Origin of the sequence: Micromonospora sp. MW-13 (assembly GCF_003434305.1) — a bacterium.
GTDB lineage: Bacteria > Actinomycetota > Actinomycetes > Mycobacteriales > Micromonosporaceae > Micromonospora.
On the sequence record NZ_QKKX01000062.1, the window covers coordinates 37,958 to 55,560 of the forward strand.

Sequence of the window (17,603 nt, forward strand, 5' to 3'; positions counted from 1 at the left end):
CTGAAGTCTCAAACGGGAGGACGTGAGCGTTCGTACCGTCCCGCGGACCTCGCCCGGGAGCACGGCATCTCCACCCAGGCGGTCCGCAACTACGAACGCGACGGGGTGCTGCCGCTGGCCCCGCGCACGCCGAGCGGCTACCGCGCCTACTCGGCCCTGCACGCGCACGCGCTGCGCGCCTACCTCGCGCTCGTCCCGGCACACGGCTACGCGACCGCCGGCGAGATCATGCGCGCCGTCAACGCCGGCGACGTGGACACCGCCCTGCGGGCGATCGACCGCAGCCACGCCCAACTGCTCCGGGACCGCGAGACGCTCGACGCCGTCGAGGCGGCTGTCGGCGTCCTGACGGCCGCCCGCGTCCCCGCCGGGGCCGTCCCGGCGGGGACGCCGGCCACGGGCCGGCCCGACCGTCCGCTGACGATCGGCCACCTCGCCCACCGGATCGGCGTCACGCCGGCCACCCTGCGCAAGTGGGAGCGGGCCGGCGTCCTCGTGCCGCGGCGCGGTCCCGGGACCGGCCACCGGCTGTACCGGGCCGACGACGTCCGCGACGCGGAGCTGGCCCACCTGCTCCGGCGCGGCGGCTACCGGCTCGACCACATCGCCACGGTCCTGCACCAGGTCCGCGCCGCCGCCGGCCCCGAGGCGTTGGCCGGCTCGCTGGAGGACTGGCGGCGGCGGCTCACCGACCGGGGGCGGGCCATGCTCACCGCCGCCGCGCGGCTCGCGGACCACCTGTCCCCGCCGGACGGTCCCCGGGGCTAGCCGATCCGGGAGACAGAACCTGGGCTGTTCCCGGCCCACAGCGCTCGGAGAGGGCGTAGCGCAGCAGCACGACGTCACCGATCTGCCGGACCTCCGCCACCGCGGCCCGGCTGCCGGAGTGCCACGGGAACCGGCCGTCGCCGGGGAACCGGGGCGCCCGGCGGTCGCCGACGAAGAACGGCGCGACCACGAGGTGCAGTTCGTCGGCGAGCCCCCCGCCGAGGAACTGGGCGTGCACCCGCGCGCCGCCCTCCACCATCAGCCGGCGTACCCCCCTGGCGGCGAGGTCGGCGAGCACCCGGCACAGGTCGACCTGGTCGCCGACGGCCGCGACCGTGGCCAGCCCGTCGAGGCGGTGCCGGGTCTTCTCCAGCGCCGACGTGGCGCAGTAGACGATCCGGTCGGCGTCACCGACGGCGAAGAACCGGGCCGCCGGGTCGAGGTCGCCGGTGCCGGTGACGGTCACCTTCGTCGGTGACGGGGGCAGGCCGCGGGCGACCCGGGCCGCCCGGCGCTCGGCCGAGCGGATGACCAGGCGCGGGTCGTCGACCCGGACGGTGCCCGCGCCGACGAGGATCGCGTCGCACCCCGCCCGGACGTCGTCGATCCGGTCGAGGTCGGCCTCGTTGGACAGCAGCAGCCGTTGGTCGCTGGCGTCGTCGATGTACCCGTCGATCGACATGGCACAGCTGACCAGCACGTACGGCCGCTCCGGCGCTGCCGGCCCGCCGCCCGGCACGGTCCCCGGCGACCCGGCGGAATCCGGGCCGGCCCGGTCGGATGTCGGGGGCGTCAACGGACGAACGGGAGGTCGATGGTGTGGGCGGCCCGGCCCACCTTCGCGGCCAGGTAGTCGGCGTTGACCGGGGACAGGTGCAGCCGGGTGGGCACCCGCGCGGCCACCTCGATCCCGAGCCGGCGCAGCTGCCCTTCCTTGTCCGGGTTGTTGCTGAGCAGGGCCACCCGGTCGGCGCCGAGGGCGGCCAGCATCTGGGCGGCGACGGTGTAGTCCCGCTCGTCCGCGCCGTGCCCCAGCGCCAGGTTCGCCTCGTACGTGTCCAGCCCGCCGTCCTGGAGGGCGTAGGCGTCGAGCTTGGCGTACAGGCCGATGCCGCGGCCCTCCTGGCGCAGGTAGAGCACGAGCCCGCCGGCCTCGGCGATCCGCTCGACCGCCTCGCGCAACTGGGGGCCGCAGTCGCACCGCTGGCTGCCGAACACGTCCCCGGTCAGGCACTCGCTGTGCGGGCGGACCAGCGGGGGCGGCCCGCCCGCGGCGGACCGGTCCAGCGCGGCCGTCCAGTCGCCGAGCCCGAACGCCAGGTGCTCCCGGCCGTCGACGAGGCCGTGGAACGAGAACACCCGGGCCGCCGCGGCGTAGCCGTCGGGAAAGCGCAGCGGGACCGTGACCTGGGTACGGACGGTGGCGACGGGCAATGCTCCGGACATCGGTCTCCTTCGTCGGGCGGTCGTCCACTCACGGGTACGCGCCGGGCCGGCGCGGGTGGCCGACGCGCGGGTGGCGTGGTCGACGGCGGGTACGGCAGCCATCGCATCGACGGCGATGGTTAGTACCGTACCCATCGCATCCGTGGCCGGGGGGTAGGGCAGCGCCGGCCCGGGCGGGCGGACGGTTCACCGGCAGCCGACGAGCAGGTCGCGGTGGTCGACGAGGACGTCGAGCCGGCCGGCCGCCGCGTCGGCGAAACGCCGCCGGGCGTACGCCGTGGTCGGTCCGGTCAGCTCGGGCCGCTGCTCGCGGGCGGCGCCCAGCCAGCCGGTGAACCACGCGGCGGCGAGGTCCGCCCGGTCCGGGCCGAGCCGCCAGGGGCTGGGCCGGACGTCGACGCCGACGCCGTGCCGGGCGAACGCGGCGACGCAGGCGTCGACGGCGTCCGGGCCGAGCAGGGTTCGGCCGTCGACGGTGCGCCGCTGGTGGTCGTCGAACGCGGCGGCGACCTCGGCGTCCAGCGGGTCGGCCGGGGTCAGCTCCACCCTGCCCACCACGGAGAGGGTGAGCAGGGCGGCCCGGCCGGCGCACGCCGCCACGATCCGGCCGAGCTCGTCGGCGGTGAGCATGTCCAGCAGCGCGGACGCGGTGACCAGGGACGCATCGGCGAGGTCGGCGGCGGTCAACCGGGTGAGGTCGGCCTGGCGGGTCTGCACGGTGACGGGGGCGCCGTCGGCGGCGGTGTCCACCATGGCCGACCGGGCCCGCGCCAGCAGGCCGGGGTCGCGGTCGTACAGGATCCAGTGCTGCGGGCCGGGCAGCCGGGGGGCCAGCCAGCGACCCATCGAGCCGGTGCCGGCACCGAGATCGTGGACCACGACCGGCCGGGTGCCGGCGAGGCGGCGGCGAACCGGTTCCAGCAGGTCCGCCGCCCTGGCCGCCGCGTCGGCGGGCTCCCGCAGCCGCAGCCAGCCGGCGAAGGCGTCCGCGTCCTGCCCGTCGTTCATGCCGCCAGGGGAGAGTTCGCCGCCCAGGCCGCTCGTGGAGACCTCGCCGTCGCTCATGCCGTCGCTCATGCCGTCACTCCTCTCAGGACCGCCGCGAGGGTCGCCGCGGTGGCCGCCCAGTCGGCCAGGTTGTCCCGGCGGGCGCGGGCGGCGCGGCGCAGCCGCTCCCGCAGGCCGGGGTCGCCGAGCCAGGCGCGCAGCGCGCCGGCCAACGCGGCCGGGTCGTCGGGCGGCACCAGCAGGCCGGGCCGCTCGCCGCCGGGGGCCCGGCCCAGCGCGTCGGGCAGCCCGCCGGCATCGGTGGCCAGCACCGGGGTCCCCCGGGCGAGCGCCTCGGTGACCACCATCCCGTACGTCTCGCCGCGCGAGGCCAGCACCAGCAGATCGGCGGCGGCGTACGCGGCGGCCAGGTCGACGCCGGTACGCGGACCGACCAGCTCCACCCGGCCGGCCAGGCCGGACCCGGCGGCCTGCCGGCGTAGCCGGTCGACGTACGCCGGGTCGCGGGTCAGCGCGCCGACGCAGCGACAGCGCCAGGGCAGGTCGGCCACCGCCGCCAGGGCGGCCAGCAGCACGTCGTGCCCCTTGTGCGGGGCGACCGCCGCGACGCAGAGCAGCCGGTTGCCGGCGGGCGACCCGGGGACCGGCGGGGCCGGGTCGACCCCGGGCGTGGCGACGTGCACCCGGTCGGCGGGCAGCCCGTACCGCTCGCGCAGTCGCCGTCGCGTCCACCCGCTGGTGGCGACGACGGCGGTGGCGGCGGCCAGGGCGCGCGCCTCGGTGCTGTCGCCGCGCGGCAGGTGGACCAGGACGACCAGCCGCAGCCGGCGGGCCTGCGGCTCCAGCGCCTCCGGCGCGACCGAGGCGACCAGGCCGTCGAGCAGCACGACCGCGCGGTCGGGCAGCGCCGCGAGCCGGGCGGCCAGGTCGGCCCGCTCGGCCGGGGCGGGCGCCGGCCAGCCGCCCGGCACGGCATGCTCGTGGACCCGCCAGCCGGCGTCGGCGAGCCCTCGGCAGATCCGGCGGTCGTAGTGGTTGCCGCCGCTGGGGGCGGCCGGGTCGTCGATGTCGCCGGGCAGCACCACGTGCACCTCGGCGACGCCGGCCGCCCGGGCCGTCACAGGGGCCGCTCGTAGCTGGCCCAGGCGATGTGCGACTCGTGCAGGGTGACGGTGATCCCGGCGAGCCCGCGCGCCCCCTCGCCGAGGTCCCCGGCGTGCACCCGGTCGGCGAGCCGGTCGGCCACCGTCCGGGCCAGCACCTCCGTGGTGGTGTTCACCCCGGCGAACGCGGGCTCGTCGTCGAGGTTGCGGTAGGTCAGCTCGCCGAGCACGGCGCGCAGCCGCTCGGTGGCCAGGCCGATGTCGACGACGATGCCGTCGGCGTCGAGGTCGGCCCGGCGGAACGTCGCGTCGACGACGAAGGTGGCCCCGTGCAGGCGTCGCGCCGGCCCGAAGACCTCGCCGCGGAAGCTGTGGGCGATCATCATGTGATCGCGGACGGTCACGCTGAACACGGGTCACTCTCCTAATAGGTGATGAGGTGGCAGAGCGCGGGCAGGGTGCCGGCGCTCAGCCCGGCGAGCACGTCGGGCAGCTCCGCGAAGGGTGAGCGGCCGGTGATCAGCGCGTCGAACGCGGGATCGGCGAGCAACTCCAGGGCGAGCGCGAGCCGGTCGGCGTACGTGCGGCTGCCCCGGCGGGCCGGGGCGATGGTGCCGACCTGGCTGCTGCGCACGGTCAGCCGTCCCGAGTGGAACGCCCCGCCGAGCGACAGCCGCACCGGGCGGTCGCCGTACCAGCTCAGCTCCAGCACGGTGCCCTCCGGGGCGAGCAGGTCCAGGGCCCGCTGGAGCCCGGCGGAGCTGGCGCTGGCGTGCACCACCAGGTCGCGCCCGTCGGTGGCCGTCTCGGGGGTGGCAAACGCGACGCCGAGCGCCGAGGCGACGGCGGCCCGGGCGGGGTCGGCGTCGACCAGCTCGACCCGCACGCCGGGGAAGCGGGCCAGCAGCGCCGCGACGGCGCAGCCCACCATGCCCGCCCCGACCACGGTGACCCGGTCGCCGACCAGCGGCGGGGCGTCCCAGAGGGCGTTCACCGCGGTCTCCACGGTGCCGGCCAGCACCGCGCGCGCCGCCGGCACCCCGTCCGGCACGGGCACCACAGCGGCGGCCGGCACGACGTACGCGCTCTGGTGCGGGTACAGGCAGAAGACGGTACGCCCGCGCAGCGCCGCCGGGCCCTGCTGCACCACACCGACGCTGAGGTAGCCGTACTTGACGGGGGCGGGGAAGTCGCCCTCCTGGAACGGGGCGCGCATCGCGGCGTGCTGGTCGGCGGGAACCCGGCCGGCGAACACCAGCGTCTCGGTGCCCCGGCTGACCCCGGAGTAGCGGGCCCGGACCAGCACCTCGTCGGGCCCGGGGGCGGGCAGCGCCACCGGCCGGATCTCCCCCGCCCCGGGCTCGCGCAGCCAGAACGCGTACGCGTCGCGGGTCACCGGCGGCTCCTCTGCGGCACGTCGTCCTCCTCGTTGTGCAGATCGGGCGAACCGTCGGGCCGGTCTTGCGGGTTGTGGGTGGACGGCCCGTCGACAACAGTCTCTCGATCATCGAACACGGAGGCACGGTGCGCAGGGTTCAACATGGTCCGCCGGCCGGGCTGATCGTCCAGTTCGTTCTGTTGGCGGGTCTCGGCGCGACCGTCGGCCTCGGACCCGCCGGCTGGCTCGCCGGGCTGGCCTACCAGACGGCGCTCTGCGCCCTGCTCGCCCGGGGGCTGCGCCGCCGGGGCGCGGCCGGCCTGGGCCCGGCGGACGTGGTGACGCTGGGCCGGGCGGTCCTGGTCGGCGGGGTGACGGCGCTGGTGGTGGACGGGTTCGACCGGCCCGCGCCGGTGCCGCCGCTGGTCGCCCTCGCCGCGGTGGCGCTGCTGCTGGACGCCGTGGACGGGCGGGTGGCCCGCGGCACCGGCACCGCCAGCGACCTCGGGGCGCGGTTCGACATGGAGGTCGACGCGTACCTCATCCTGGTGCTGGGCGCGCACCTGGCGCCGACGGTCGGCGGCTGGGTGCTCGCCCTGGGCGCGCTGCGGTACGCCTTCGTCGCGGCCGGCTGGCTGCTGCCCTGGCTGCGCGGGACGCTGCCGCCGCGCCGGTGGCGCAAGGTGGTCGCCGCGGTCCAGGGCGTCGCCCTGGCGGTCGCCGCGTCCGGCCTGCTCCCACCGGCTGCGGCGAACGTGCTGCTGGCCGGCGCGCTGGCCCTGCTGGTGGAGTCGTTCGGCCGGGACGTCGGGTGGCTGTGGCAGCGCCGACCGGACGCGGTCCGGGACGACGGCCCAGGCGCCCGACACCACGACATCGGATGGGGTCACTAAACACAGCCTTCGATCTAGTTGTACACCCCTTGCAGTGCCACTGTATGCGGCTTACACTGCTCCAACCTGTGCCGGTGTAGTCCCTGCGCCGCCGCCGCGGCGGGTATTCCGATGTAAGGAGCGCATAGTCTTGTTTCAGCATTTCAGCAAAAGAAAGCGTGCCGGCTCCATCGCCCTTGCCGCACTGACCACCCTCCTGCTCCTGGGTGGGTGCGGTGATTACACTCCGCCGTCGTCCGAGCCGCAAAAACCCGGCAGCGGGGACGGTCGTACGATGGAGAGTCTCGATCCCGAACCGCTCAACACAGAGATCGCAGCGAAGCTGCCCGAGAAAATCCGGCAGCGCGGCTACATTACGGTCGCCACCGACCCCATTTACCCGCCGTACGTCTTCTACGCCGACAACAACAAGGACATCATCGGCATGGACCCGGAGATCGGCCGGGCGATCGGTCAGGTGCTGGGCCTGGAGCTCCGGTTCGAGCAGGTGGCATGGGCGGGTGTCCTGGCCGGAGTCCAAACCCACCGGTACGACATGTCGCTGGTCTCGATGTTCGACACGCCCGAGCGGCAGAAGCAGGTTGACTTCGTCAACTACTACAAGGACGGCTCGCAGTTGATCGTCCAGAAGGGCAACCCGCATAAGATCAACGATCTGAGGGACATCTGCGGGCACAACGTCTCGGTCCTGCAGGGCTCCACCATGCTGTCGCAGTTGGAGAATCTGCAGAAGGAATGCGAGAAGCAGATGCAGATCTCGATTGTGCCCTCAACCGCAGACCAGGTTATGCAAATCCAGACCAAGCGTGCTGTTGCCACCATCGCCAACGGCCTCGTGGTGAAGTACATCGCGGAAAACCAGGGTATCTCCAGCGTAGAGATTCTGGAAGGTAAGGCTTACCAGCCCGGTATCAAGGGAATGGGATTCGCCAAGGACAACGCCCAGTTGCGCGATGCGGTGCAGGCGGCCATGAACGAGGTCATCAAGAGCGGCAAGTACACGGCGATCCTTCAGCGCTGGGGCGCTCCGGCCGACTTCGCGATCCAGGAGGCCACGATCAACGGCGGGGTAGAGATCAAGTAGTTCGGGCGACAGCCGATCGATTTCTCACCACGTCATCGGGCAAGGAGCGAAGATCATGGAAAGCGTCCACACCGTGCTCGGACCGAGGGCGCCGGAGGAGTTCACGCAGGTACTGCCCCACGAGCATCTGCTGTGTGACTTCAGCCCGGTAACGGGGCAGGGTCCCCATGTCCTCAACGACCTTGAGTTGATCATCCCGGAGGTGCTGGAACTACCGGACGTCACGAGGACGTGCCTGGTAGAGGTCACTCCCGCGGATGTCGGTCGGAACCCGGCGGGACTGCGGGCCATCTCCGAGCGGACCGGGCTCTCCGTGGTGATGGGGACCGGGTGGTACCGCGAGTCGTACCACCCGCAGGAAATCGATCGGCTGTCGGTCAATGAGATCGCCGACCGGATGGTCGAGGAGTTGACCACCGGGGTTCCGGTGACCGGTCCGGCCGTTCAGGCCGGCATCATCGGGGAAATCGGTTCGGATCGGGACTACGTCAGCGCGGCCGAGGAACGGGTGTTGCGCGCGGCGGCCCGGGCGAGCAACCGTACCGGCGCCGCGGTGACCACGCACGCGTTCATGTATCCGGTTGGACTGCCGCAGCTTGCTGTAATGCTGGAGGAACGGGCGGATCCGAGCCGCATCGTCATCGGGCACGCGGACACGTACATGAACCCGGACTACCACCGTGAGTTGCTCAAGCGTGGGGTGTACGTCGAGTTCGACACCTGCGGTCGGACGCACCTGAATCCGGATGCGCGTCGAGCCGACGCGCTCGTGGCACTCATCCGGGCCGGCTGGCTGGAGCAGCTTTTGATCTCCAGCGACCGGTGCTTCCGGTCGGATCTCAAGGCGTTCGGCGGCGTCGGCTATCCCTGGGCGCTCACCGGCTTCGTGGCGTTGCTCAAGGACCGTGGGGTGAGCGCGGATGAGATTGACGTCCTCACCAGGGTCAATCCGTTGCGGATGCTGGCATGGTGAGGACGCCCCGGTTCAGTCCTGGATCACGTCGGGCGGGGTCGGCGGGCTCACCACCCAGATCACCTGAGCGGTGGTCGAACCCAGGTTCTCCGCCCGATGGGCCTGTGAGCTGTAGAACTCCATGCTGTCCCCGCCTTCGAGGATGTACTCGACCCCGTCGACCTCGAAGAGCATCCGACCGGAGATCACCATGAAGATCTCCTGGGAGTCGCCGTGGGTGTACGGCTTGGTGCCGGTGGAGGTGCCGGGAGCGAACTCGCCCACGGTCACCTCGACGGCCCGCAGTGGGGGACGGGTGACCAGGTACTTGACTGGCCCGTTCATCGACCGCAGGACGGGGCGGTCGGCCGCCCGCAACACCCCCGGCGCGGAGCTCTTGTCCTGGTCGAAAAGATCAGCCAGGGTAACGGACAGTGCCGAGGCGATCGCACGTAAAGAGTTGAGACTCGCGTTCGACTTCCCGCGCTCCAGTTGGCTCAGGAAGCTCACGCTGACGCCAGCATCTTTGGCGACTCGGCTCATCGGAAGTCGTCTGCTCTGGCGCAGCTCTCGAATGCGCTGTCCAAGGGGGTTCGGTTCCGTAGCGTCACTGTCCACGGCTGCAGACAATAGCACACTTCACAAGATGTGCAGTGGGCTGACCCCGCGTGGCGCCAGATAGAGCACGGAGTTTGCCGTGAGTTGTATCGGCTTCAATGAGTATCGGTGCGATGGGTCTCGGATCGCACAGGATTTGATGTCTCCGAGGGGATCGTAATAATGGATGTTGATACCGCAGAGCGGGCCAAAGCGGATGCCGTCGGGCCGCAGGTGCACATAATTAACCTACGGCATCGTGGTCGAAGTGTGGTGGCGATCGTTGCGTTGCTGCTGGTGGTAGCGCTAGGGTATTCCTTGCTCGCCAACCCCAACATCAACTGGGCCGCGATCGGATACTACTTCACGGAGGAGTCCATCCTCCGTGGCGCATTGATGACGATTCAGCTCACCGTCCTGGCCATGCTGGTTGGCTTGGTCCTGGGTTTGATATTCGCCATCATGCGGATGTCGGAAAATCCGGTCCTCAACGGTATCGCGAACGCGTACATCTGGTTCTTCCGAGGCACCCCACAGCTGGTCCAGCTGATCTTCTGGTTCAACCTGGCGTTCCTGTTCCCGCGGATCGGCATCGGGAGCTACACGGTCGACACCAACACCGTCATGACCCCCTTCGTGGCGGCGCTGATCGGGTTGAGCCTGAACGAGGGCGCCTACATGGCCGAGATCGTCCGGGCCGGCATCCTCGGCGTTGACCCAGGTCAACGGCAGGCTGCCACCGCCATGGGTATGACCCCCACGCAGATCATGTTGCGAATCACCCTGCCCCAGGCAATGCGCTTGATCATCCCCCCGACCGGCAACCAGGCCATCGCGATGCTGAAGGTCACCTCACTGGTATCGGTTATCTCCGCGCGGGAACTGCTGACCAGCGCCCAGATCATCTACGCCAAGAACTTCTTGATCATCGAACTGCTGATCGTGGCGAGCTTCTGGTACCTCATCATCACGACGGTGGCTACGGTCGGCCAGCACTACCTGGAGAAGTGGTTCAATCCGGAAAGCGGCCGCAACGGAAGAGGTAGGTCGGCGAAGCGGTCGAGGTTGACCCAGATTTCGCGTGGACTCAAGAAGTCCACCGCGCCAACGGGAAAGGCCTAATAAAATGAACGTCCCCACGTGGATGGTCGAGGCTCAGGGCGTTCGTAAGAACTATGGTGACCTCGAAGTGCTCAAAGGGATCGACCTGCAGATCCCACCTGGATCGGTAACCTGCCTGCTGGGTCCGTCCGGCTCCGGCAAGAGCACATTCCTGCGCTGTATCAACCATCTGGAGAAGATCGATGGTGGCCGCCTCACCGTGGACGGCCAGTGGATGGGCTACCGGCTGCTCGGCAACAAAGCCTATGAGCTTACCCCGCGCCAGCAGGCACACCAGCGCGCCGACATCGGAATGGTCTTTCAACAGTTCAACCTTTTCCCGCATCTGACGGTACTGGAAAATGTCGCGTTGGCGCCGCGAATCGTGCACAAAATCGCGCGGGAGGCGAGCGAAATAAGGGCCCGGGAACTGCTGGCCCGCGTTGGTTTACATGACAAAACCGGGTCCTACCCCCGGCAGCTGTCCGGCGGTCAACAGCAACGGGCGGCCATCGCCCGAGCCCTGGCGTGTAAACCCAAACTCATGCTCTTCGACGAGCCGACCTCCGCGTTGGACCCGGAGCTCGTCGGTGAGGTGCTCGACGTGATGCGGGATCTGGCCAGCGGCGGGATGACGATGATCGTCGTGACGCACGAGATGACGTTCGCGCGCGAGGTGGCCGACACGATCGTGTTCATGGAGGACGGGCGGGTGGTCGAGACGGGTCCGCCTGACCAGATTTTCGGATCGGCGCACAGTGAGCGGACCCGCCGGTTCCTCACCCGCGTGCTCTGAGGAATTGGCGCAATTTCAACCGAAATGGGAACGGAGAAAAGGTTGTGACAGTGGCGTCTGAGCTCTTGACGATCGAACGGCAGCACCATGCGGGTAGTTTCTCGGCAATCAGGCAGCCGGTGCTGTCCATCGAGCCGGGCACGGGCACCCGTATCGCCTTCGAAACCAACGACGCCTCGTTCCAGCAGATGGACGAGTTCCGCGACATCAAGAAGGTCACCGCGACGAGGAACGCGGTGACCGGGCCGGTCTACGTCGAGGGAGCCGAGCCGGGCGACGTGCTGGCCGTGACGGTGCACCACATCCAGACCGCCGAGCAGGGCTGGTCGGTGTACATCCCGGGGGCCGGCGCGCTGGCCAAGCCCATGGGTGACGAACTGTGGGTGCGGCGGGTGCCGCTGCGCGACGGATACGCCTACTTGACCGACCAGGTCCGCCTGCCGATCCAGACGATGATCGGTTGCATCGGTGTCGCGCCGGCCGAGGGCGAAGCCAACACCATCATTCCCTGTTTCCGTACCGGCGGGAACTTCGACGTGCCGGACATCAAACCCGGCGCCACGCTCTACCTGCCGGTGGAAGTGGAAGGCGCGCTGCTGTCGCTGGGCGATCTGCACGCGGCGATGGCACGCGGCGAATCGTCATTTATCGGGATCGAGACCGCGGGCGTCGCCACGGTCAGCATTGACCTGATCAAGTCGTTTGAACTGGGGGCGCCCCGGATCGACACCGGCGACGAAATCATCTGCATCGGTTTGGGTGATCCGCTCCGCGAGTCGATCCGAGCCGCCTACGAGAGCCTTTTCGACTACCTGGTCGTCGAGCGGGGCTGGGACCGGCACGACGCGTACATCGTGATGAGTGCGGCGGCGCACACCGAACTCGGTGGGCCGGTCGGCTCCGAGCAGCCCGATCCGCTGCATCCGTTGCGGGCAGTCGGGGCCATCACGGTGGCCCGACTCGACAAGGCACTCGCCGACGTGCACGCCACCCGAGCACCCTGGGGTCGGGCCAGGGTGTAGTCGTAGTCGGGACAGGTAACCGGGGTCGATGCTCGATCATCGGCCCCGGTTCGTTACCGCGGTCCGCTGAACCTCTGCCGGGCGGGGCGTCGGTCACACCCGGGCGGCGGCGTCAGATGATGAAGTGGGTCCAGTAGTTCAGCCAGACCACGAACAGGGCGCCCTGGAGCAGGGCCAGGGCGGCGGTGAGCCAGTTGTCGACGGTGGCGTGGCGGGCCCACCGGGCGAGGACCAGGGCGACGGGGAACGCGGCGAGCAGGTAGCGCAGCAGGCTCTTGTACACCGGAGGCCCCATCGACAGCGGCACCAGCACCACGATCAGGGTGTAGACCAGGTAGGGCAGTTCGGCGCGGCGGAACCCGGCGACCGCCACCGCCACGACGGCCAGGGCCAACCAGACCCGCGCGGCGTCGGCGGCCGAGCCGCCGGTCAGGCCGTGGTACGCCACCCAGAGCGGGTTCTGCACCCTGATCCCCCAGCCCTGCTCCTGGGCGTGCTGGTAGGCGAACCAGTCCCCCGTCTGCCACCCGGCGACCGCCATGAAGGCGAGCCACCCGGCCGGCAGGAGCAGCAGCGGCCAGCCGAGCCGCAGGTACCGGCCGAGCGTGCGCGGGTCCAGCCGGTACGCGTGCTGGCGCAGCAGGACCAGGGCGAGCGGGACGACGACGAGGAAGCCGACCGACCGGCTCAGCGCGAGGAGGAAGCCGACGACGCCGACGAGCAGCCACCGCCGCCGCTCGGCGTGGTAGAAGGCGGCGAGGGCGAGGCAGAGGAAGAGCGACTCGGTCAGCGCCGCCTGGAACAGGAACGCGGCGGGCAGGAGCAGCAGGTACCGCACGAAGCGCCGGGCCGTGGTGTCGTCGCCGCAGAGCCGCTCGCCGAGCCGGTGGGCGTAGTAGAGCTGGAACAGGTACGCGACGTTGGCGACCAGCAGCAGCGCCCATGCGGTGTTCCCGCCCAGCAGCGCCGCGACCGGCCGGGCCAGGAACGGGTAGAGCAACGGGAAGGCGAACTCGCTCCACCCGCCGGTGAGCGGCAGCCGGGCCAGGTGGTCGTAGAGCAGGGAGTCCCAGGCGAACCAGAGGGACAGCCACCGGTGCGGCGAGATGGCGTCCTGCTGGGCGCGCATCGTCGCCTCGCCCGCCGGTGGTGCCCCGGGGATCCCGTCCCAGGCGGTCAGCGCGGTCACGGCGACCAGCGACAGCACGAGCTTGGAGCCGACGAAGACGGCCAGCACGAACCCCCACGGCGCGGGGACCCCGGCGGCCAGGCGGCCCGCCCCCCGGCGCAGTTGCCCGGCCCAGGTCGGCCAGGCCCGTACGCCGGTCGGCCGGTCGTCGGCGTCTGCGCGCCCCTTGCTCATCTGGTGGTCCCCCGGCTCGTCCGCGACCGGCCGGGGATCCCCGCTCCCGGCCGGCTCACACCCGGCCGGCAGGTGAATTCGGCGGCGGACCGGGTAAGGGCGCTGCCTCATTCGGCAACTACGGGGGGCGGCACGGGCATGGGCGCGGAACCCGGCACGGTGGTCATCGGCGCGGGCCCGGCCGGCCTGACCGCGGCGTACGAGCTGCTCCGGCACGGCGAGCCGGTGCGGGTGTACGAGGCCGACGACGTGGTCGGCGGCATCAGCCGCACGGTGGAGCGCGACGGGTGGCGCTTCGACATCGGCGGGCACCGGTTCTTCACGAAGGTGTCCCGGGTCGAGGCGTTCTGGCACGAGATCCTGCCCGACGAGGACTTCCTGCTCCGCCCCCGGATGAGCCGGATCTTCTACCGGGGCGCGCTCTACGACTACCCGCTCAACGCGCGCAACGCGCTGCGCAACCTCGGCCTGCGGGAGGCGGTGCGCTGCGTCGGGTCGTACGGCCGGGCCCGGCTGCGCCCGCCGAGGGACCAGTCGCACTTCGAGGGCTGGGTGTCGGCGCGCTTCGGCTGGCGGCTGTACTCGATCTTCTTCAAGACGTACACGGAGAAGGTCTGGGGGATGCCGGCGGACCAGTTGCAGGCCGACTGGGCGGCGCAGCGGATTAAGAACCTCTCGCTGTCCCGCGCGGTGTGGGCCGCGCTGCTGCCCCGGCGCAACCGCAAGGACGTGACCAGCCTGATCGAGGAGTTCCAGTATCCGAAGTTCGGGCCGGGGATGATGTGGGAGCGCTGCACCGAGCAGGTCCGGGCCCGCGGCGCGACGGTCAGCACCGGCACCTGGGTACGGGCGGTGCACCGCGATCCGGCCGCCCGGCGGGTGACCGGGGTGACGGTCGCAGGGCCGGACGGCGAGCGGCGGGAGGAGGCCGCACACGTCGTCTCCTCGATGCCGATCTCCGAACTGGTGGCGGCGCTGGCCCCGCCGGCACCGGCGGAGGTGCTGGCCTGCGCCGCCGACCTGCGCTACCGGGACTTCCTGACGGTGGCGCTGGTGGTGCCGGAGGAGTTCTCGTTCCCGGACAACTGGATCTACGTGCACGACCCGACGGTGCGGGTGGGGCGGATCCAGAACTTCGGCTCCTGGTCGCCGTACCTGGTCAAGGACGGCCGGACCTGCCTGGGGCTGGAGTACTTCGTCTTCGAGGACGACGAGACGTGGCGGCGCTCCGACGAGGACCTGGTCCGGCTGGCCACCGCCGAGCTGGAGCAGCTCGGCCTGGTCACGCCCGGCGTCGTCGAGGCGGGCCACGTCGTCCGGATGCCCAAGGCGTACCCGGTGTACGACGAGCGCTACCAGCACAACGTCGACGTGATCCGGGGCTGGCTGGCCCGCGAGACGCCGAACCTGCACCCGGTCGGGCGCAACGGGATGCACCGCTACAACAACCAGGACCACTCCATGCTGACCGCGATGCTCACCGCGGAGAACATCGCCCACGGCACGACCCACGACGTCTGGTCGGTCAACGTCGAGCAGGACTACCACGAGCAGCGCACGGTCGCGGGCGACGGCCGGCGGGGAACCGGCCGGGACGCCCCGGTGGTCCCGGCCCGCCCGGTGGCCCACGCCGACGGCCGGCGGGTCACCCCCGCGCGCACCGACCGGCCGGCGGGGGTACGCCGCTGAACCGCGCCGAAGCCGGCTGGTCCAACCAGTTGACGGCTTACTGTGGTCGGGACCACACTGCACCGCATGGCCTTCGTTCCCGCCCCCCGCGCCTCCGTCTCCGATCACGTCTTCGGGCAGCTCCGTGACGCGGTGGTCGGCGGCACGTACCGGTCCGGCGACACCCTGCCCGGCGAGCGGGAGCTGGCCGCCGCCTTCGCGGTGAACCGGCACGCCGTCCGGGAGGCGCTGCGCCGGCTGCAACAGCTCGGCCTGGTCCGGGTCAGCCAGGGCGGCGCGACCCGGGTGCTGGACTGGCGGGTGCACGCGGGGCTCGACCTCGCGCTGTCCCTGGTCCGCTCCGGTGACGTCCTGCCGGTCGACACGCTGGTCCGGGACATGCTGGAGATGCGGGCCTGCATCGGCGTCGACGCGGCCCGGCTCTGCGCCGAACGGGCCGACCCGGCCACCCGCGAGACCGTCACCCGCGCCGCGCAGGAGTATGCCGGGCTCGCCCCCGACCTGCCCCGGATGGCCGAGGCCAACATCGCCCTGTGGCGGCACGTGGTGCACGGCTCGGGCAACACCGCGTACCTGCTGGCGTTCAACAGCCTGGTGGCCGGCGCGCTCGCCGTCGGCGACGTGCCGCCCGAACGGCGGGCCGCCGAGCTGCTCGACGTGGCCGGGCACCGCCGGCTCGCCGAGGCGGTGGCCGCCGGGCGGGGCGCCGCCGCCGCCGAGCAGGCCCGGACCCTGCTCACCGCCGCCCTCACCCCCACCGCACCCGGAAGGGAATGCCGAGCATGATCCCCGCCGTGCTCTACGCCGTACCCGCGTTCCTGCTGCTCATCGTCGTGGAGGCGCTGTCCTACCGGTTCGCGCCGGACGACGACGAACGCGGCTACGAGCTGCGCGACACCACCACGAGCCTCACCATGGGCGCCGGCAGCCAGGTGATCGGCTTCCCCTGGAAGCTGCTCACCGTCGGCCTCTACGCCGCGGTGTGGACGGCCGCGCCGGTCCAGCTCTCCCCCACCAGCGTCTGGACCTGGCTGCTGCTGTTCTTCGCCGACGACCTGGCCTACTACTGGTTCCACCGCACCCACCACGAGGTACGGCTGTTCTGGGCCGGCCACGTCGTGCACCACTCCAGCACGTTCTACAACCTGTCCACCGCGCTGCGGCAGAGCTGGACGCCGATGACCTCGCTGCCGTTCTGGCTGGCCCTGGCCCTGCTCGGCGTCCCGCCGTGGATGATCTTCCTCCAGCAGTCGGTCAGCCTGCTGTACCAGTTCTTCCTGCACACCGAGCGGGTCCGGGTGCTGCCCCGGCCGGTCGAGTGGCTCTTCAACACGCCGTCGCACCACCGGGTCCACCACGGCGTCAACGCCGAGTACCTGGACCGCAACTACGGCGGCATCCTCATCGTCTGGGACCGGCTGTTCGGCACCTTCGAACCGGAGCGCGCCGCCGTCCGGTACGGGCTGACCAAGAACATCGGCACCTACCACCCGCTGCGGGTGGCCACCCACGAGTACGGGGCGATCTGGGCCGACGTGCGGGCCGCCGCGACCTGGCGACACCGGCTCGGCCACGTGTTCGGCCGCCCCGGCTGGCAGCCCGCCCGATGAGGCGGCTCGCACCGTTCGGCGTCGTCGCCGCCGTCGAGCTGGTCGGCGTCGCGCTCGACAACGCCGTGCTCCAGTGGCTGACCAAGCCGCTGCTCGCCCCGCTGCTGCTGCTCTGGCTGCTGCGCTCCGGGCGGCGCTTCGACCTGGTCGCGCTCGGGCTGGTCTTCGCCACTGCCGGCGACGTGGCGCTGCTGCTGCCCGGCGAGCCCGCGTTCCTGGTCGGGATGGGCTGCTTCCTCGGCACCCAGGTCAGCCTGATCGTGGCGTTCACCCGGCACCGGCGGCCCCCCGTGCCGGTGGTGGCCGGCTATCTCGTGCTGTGGGCGGCGGCGAACGTCGTGCTGTGGGGTCCGCTCGGGGCGCTGCGGCTGCCCGTGCTCGGCTACAGCCTCGCCCTGTGCCTGATGGCCGCCGCGGCGGCCGGCGTGTCGACCCGCGCGGCGGCCGGTGGGGCGTTCTTCCTCGTCTCCGACCTGCTGATCGGCGTGGACGCTGCCGGGACCACCCTGCCCGGGCACGGCCTGCTCGTGATGGGCACCTACATCGCCGCGCTGCTGCTGCTCACCACGGCGTGGGCGGCGGCGGGTGGGCCCGGCACCGCGCGCCGGCCGGACCGGCGTACCGGTGGGGTCCCGGCCGCCCGGGCGGGCGACCCGGCCACGCCCTGACGCCGGTCGCCGGCCCGCCCTGGTGCGGGCGGGCCGGCGACCGGCGGGGCGCGTGCCGGGCTGCGGACCGGTCCCGGCGACGGGCCGGCGTCGGGAGCGGATCAGTCCCGGCGCCGCAACGGCCG

17 protein-coding genes and 2 pseudogenes are annotated in these 17,603 nt (G+C 71.6%); 11 read left to right on the forward strand and 8 right to left on the reverse strand.

From position 1 onward, the window contains the following. Nucleotides 1-768, forward strand: a complete 768-nt coding sequence (locus C5N14_RS26535) for a TioE family transcriptional regulator (protein ID WP_117671839.1) — start codon at nt 1-3, stop codon at nt 766-768. Between the two features lie 37 nt (nt 769-805). Here the strand turns inward: C5N14_RS26535 and C5N14_RS26540 are convergent. From C5N14_RS26540 to C5N14_RS26565, 6 genes and pseudogenes are all read right to left on the reverse strand, one after another. Further along, nucleotides 806-1,450, reverse strand: a pseudogene (locus C5N14_RS26540) (RibD family protein); the annotation flags it as partial. 110 nt (nt 1,451-1,560) lie between these two features. Next, a complete protein-coding gene (gene ribA, locus C5N14_RS26545) occupies nt 1,561-2,214 on the reverse strand; it encodes a GTP cyclohydrolase II (protein WP_117671841.1) in 654 nt (217 codons plus the stop codon). 186 nt (nt 2,215-2,400) lie between these two features. Beyond that, a complete protein-coding gene (locus tag C5N14_RS26550) occupies nt 2,401-3,222 on the reverse strand; it encodes a class I SAM-dependent methyltransferase (RefSeq protein ID WP_117671940.1) in 822 nt (273 codons plus the stop codon). Between the two features lie 65 nt (nt 3,223-3,287). Further along, entirely contained in the window at nt 3,288-4,343 is a 1,056-nt protein-coding gene (locus C5N14_RS26555; RefSeq protein WP_243640051.1) for a glycosyltransferase family 4 protein, read from the reverse strand. Next, nucleotides 4,340-4,738: a 6-carboxytetrahydropterin synthase gene (locus C5N14_RS26560; protein WP_117671843.1), complete on the reverse strand. Its 399-nt coding sequence runs from the start codon at nt 4,736-4,738 to the stop codon at nt 4,340-4,342. The genes C5N14_RS26555 and C5N14_RS26560 overlap by 4 nt, the downstream gene beginning before the upstream one ends. Before the next feature lie 11 nt (nt 4,739-4,749). After that, on the reverse strand, nt 4,750-5,721 hold the full coding sequence (locus C5N14_RS26565; RefSeq protein WP_117671845.1) for a zinc-binding alcohol dehydrogenase: 972 nt from the start codon (nt 5,719-5,721) through the stop codon (nt 4,750-4,752). 128 nt (nt 5,722-5,849) lie between these two features. On the opposite strand from C5N14_RS26565, the pseudogene C5N14_RS26570 reads away from it, so the two are divergent. The 3 genes and pseudogenes from C5N14_RS26570 to C5N14_RS26580 form a co-directional block, all read left to right on the forward strand. Continuing rightward, nucleotides 5,850-6,533: pseudogene (locus tag C5N14_RS26570) on the forward strand (CDP-alcohol phosphatidyltransferase family protein); the annotation flags it as partial. 193 nt (nt 6,534-6,726) lie between these two features. After that, on the forward strand, nt 6,727-7,680 hold the full coding sequence (locus tag C5N14_RS26575; RefSeq protein WP_128763667.1) for an ABC transporter substrate-binding protein: 954 nt from the start codon (nt 6,727-6,729) through the stop codon (nt 7,678-7,680). Nucleotides 7,681-7,735: 55 nt separating this feature from the next. After that, on the forward strand, nt 7,736-8,653 hold the full coding sequence (locus C5N14_RS26580) for a phosphotriesterase (protein WP_117671849.1): 918 nt from the start codon (nt 7,736-7,738) through the stop codon (nt 8,651-8,653). Between the two features lie 12 nt (nt 8,654-8,665). Here C5N14_RS26580 and C5N14_RS26585 read toward each other — a convergent pair whose 3' ends face one another. Continuing rightward, nucleotides 8,666-9,268 carry a helix-turn-helix domain-containing protein gene (locus C5N14_RS26585; RefSeq protein WP_371685911.1) on the reverse strand — a complete coding sequence of 201 codons (603 nt, stop codon included), beginning with the start codon at nt 9,266-9,268 and terminating at the stop codon, nt 8,666-8,668. Nucleotides 9,269-9,499: 231 nt separating this feature from the next. Between C5N14_RS26585 and C5N14_RS26590 the strand changes: the two genes are divergently transcribed. Genes C5N14_RS26590 through C5N14_RS26600 form a run of 3 tightly spaced genes read left to right on the forward strand, consistent with a single transcriptional unit; the run spans nt 9,500 to nt 12,148 of the window. Next, nucleotides 9,500-10,351 (forward strand): amino acid ABC transporter permease, encoded by an 852-nt coding sequence (locus C5N14_RS26590; protein ID WP_243640053.1) that lies wholly within the window; start codon nt 9,500-9,502, stop codon nt 10,349-10,351. Nucleotides 10,352-10,355: 4 nt separating this feature from the next. After that, nucleotides 10,356-11,126 (forward strand): amino acid ABC transporter ATP-binding protein, encoded by a 771-nt coding sequence (locus C5N14_RS26595; protein WP_117671855.1) that lies wholly within the window; start codon nt 10,356-10,358, stop codon nt 11,124-11,126. 50 nt (nt 11,127-11,176) lie between these two features. Further along, entirely contained in the window at nt 11,177-12,148 is a 972-nt protein-coding gene (locus tag C5N14_RS26600; RefSeq protein ID WP_117671857.1) for an acetamidase/formamidase family protein, read from the forward strand. 112 nt (nt 12,149-12,260) lie between these two features. Here C5N14_RS26600 and C5N14_RS26605 read toward each other — a convergent pair whose 3' ends face one another. Continuing rightward, nucleotides 12,261-13,511: a hypothetical protein gene (locus C5N14_RS26605; protein WP_243640054.1), complete on the reverse strand. Its 1,251-nt coding sequence runs from the start codon at nt 13,509-13,511 to the stop codon at nt 12,261-12,263. Between the two features lie 138 nt (nt 13,512-13,649). Between C5N14_RS26605 and C5N14_RS26610 the strand changes: the two genes are divergently transcribed. From C5N14_RS26610 to C5N14_RS26625, 4 genes are all read left to right on the forward strand, one after another. Beyond that, a complete protein-coding gene (locus C5N14_RS26610; protein WP_117671859.1) occupies nt 13,650-15,200 on the forward strand; it encodes an NAD(P)/FAD-dependent oxidoreductase in 1,551 nt (516 codons plus the stop codon). 66 nt (nt 15,201-15,266) lie between these two features. Then, entirely contained in the window at nt 15,267-15,986 is a 720-nt protein-coding gene (locus C5N14_RS26615) for a FadR/GntR family transcriptional regulator (protein ID WP_117671861.1), read from the forward strand. After that, a complete protein-coding gene (locus C5N14_RS26620; protein WP_117671948.1) occupies nt 15,983-16,810 on the forward strand; it encodes a sterol desaturase family protein in 828 nt (275 codons plus the stop codon). The genes C5N14_RS26615 and C5N14_RS26620 overlap by 4 nt, the downstream gene beginning before the upstream one ends. Next, nucleotides 16,807-17,478 (forward strand): lysoplasmalogenase, encoded by a 672-nt coding sequence (locus C5N14_RS26625; RefSeq protein WP_117671863.1) that lies wholly within the window; start codon nt 16,807-16,809, stop codon nt 17,476-17,478. The genes C5N14_RS26620 and C5N14_RS26625 overlap by 4 nt, the downstream gene beginning before the upstream one ends. Nucleotides 17,479-17,603 lie beyond the last annotated feature (125 nt).

Bases quoted from the DNA above. Each gene is read 5' to 3' on its own strand.
- ribA (WP_117671841.1), bottom strand. From the start codon at position 2,214: ATGTCCGGAGCATTGCCCGTCGCCACCGTCCGTACCCAGGTCACGGTC.
- C5N14_RS26550 (WP_117671940.1), bottom strand. From the start codon at position 3,222: ATGAACGACGGGCAGGACGCGGACGCCTTCGCCGGCTGGCTGCGGCTG.
- C5N14_RS26580 (WP_117671849.1), top strand. From the start codon at position 7,736: ATGGAAAGCGTCCACACCGTGCTCGGACCGAGGGCGCCGGAGGAGTTC.
- C5N14_RS26595 (WP_117671855.1), top strand. From the start codon at position 10,356: ATGAACGTCCCCACGTGGATGGTCGAGGCTCAGGGCGTTCGTAAGAAC.
- C5N14_RS26605 (WP_243640054.1), bottom strand. From the start codon at position 13,511: ATGAGCAAGGGGCGCGCAGACGCCGACGACCGGCCGACCGGCGTACGG.
- C5N14_RS26610 (WP_117671859.1), top strand. From the start codon at position 13,650: ATGGGCGCGGAACCCGGCACGGTGGTCATCGGCGCGGGCCCGGCCGGC.
- C5N14_RS26615 (WP_117671861.1), top strand. From the start codon at position 15,267: ATGGCCTTCGTTCCCGCCCCCCGCGCCTCCGTCTCCGATCACGTCTTC.
- C5N14_RS26620 (WP_117671948.1), top strand. From the start codon at position 15,983: ATGATCCCCGCCGTGCTCTACGCCGTACCCGCGTTCCTGCTGCTCATC.
- C5N14_RS26625 (WP_117671863.1), top strand. From the start codon at position 16,807: ATGAGGCGGCTCGCACCGTTCGGCGTCGTCGCCGCCGTCGAGCTGGTC.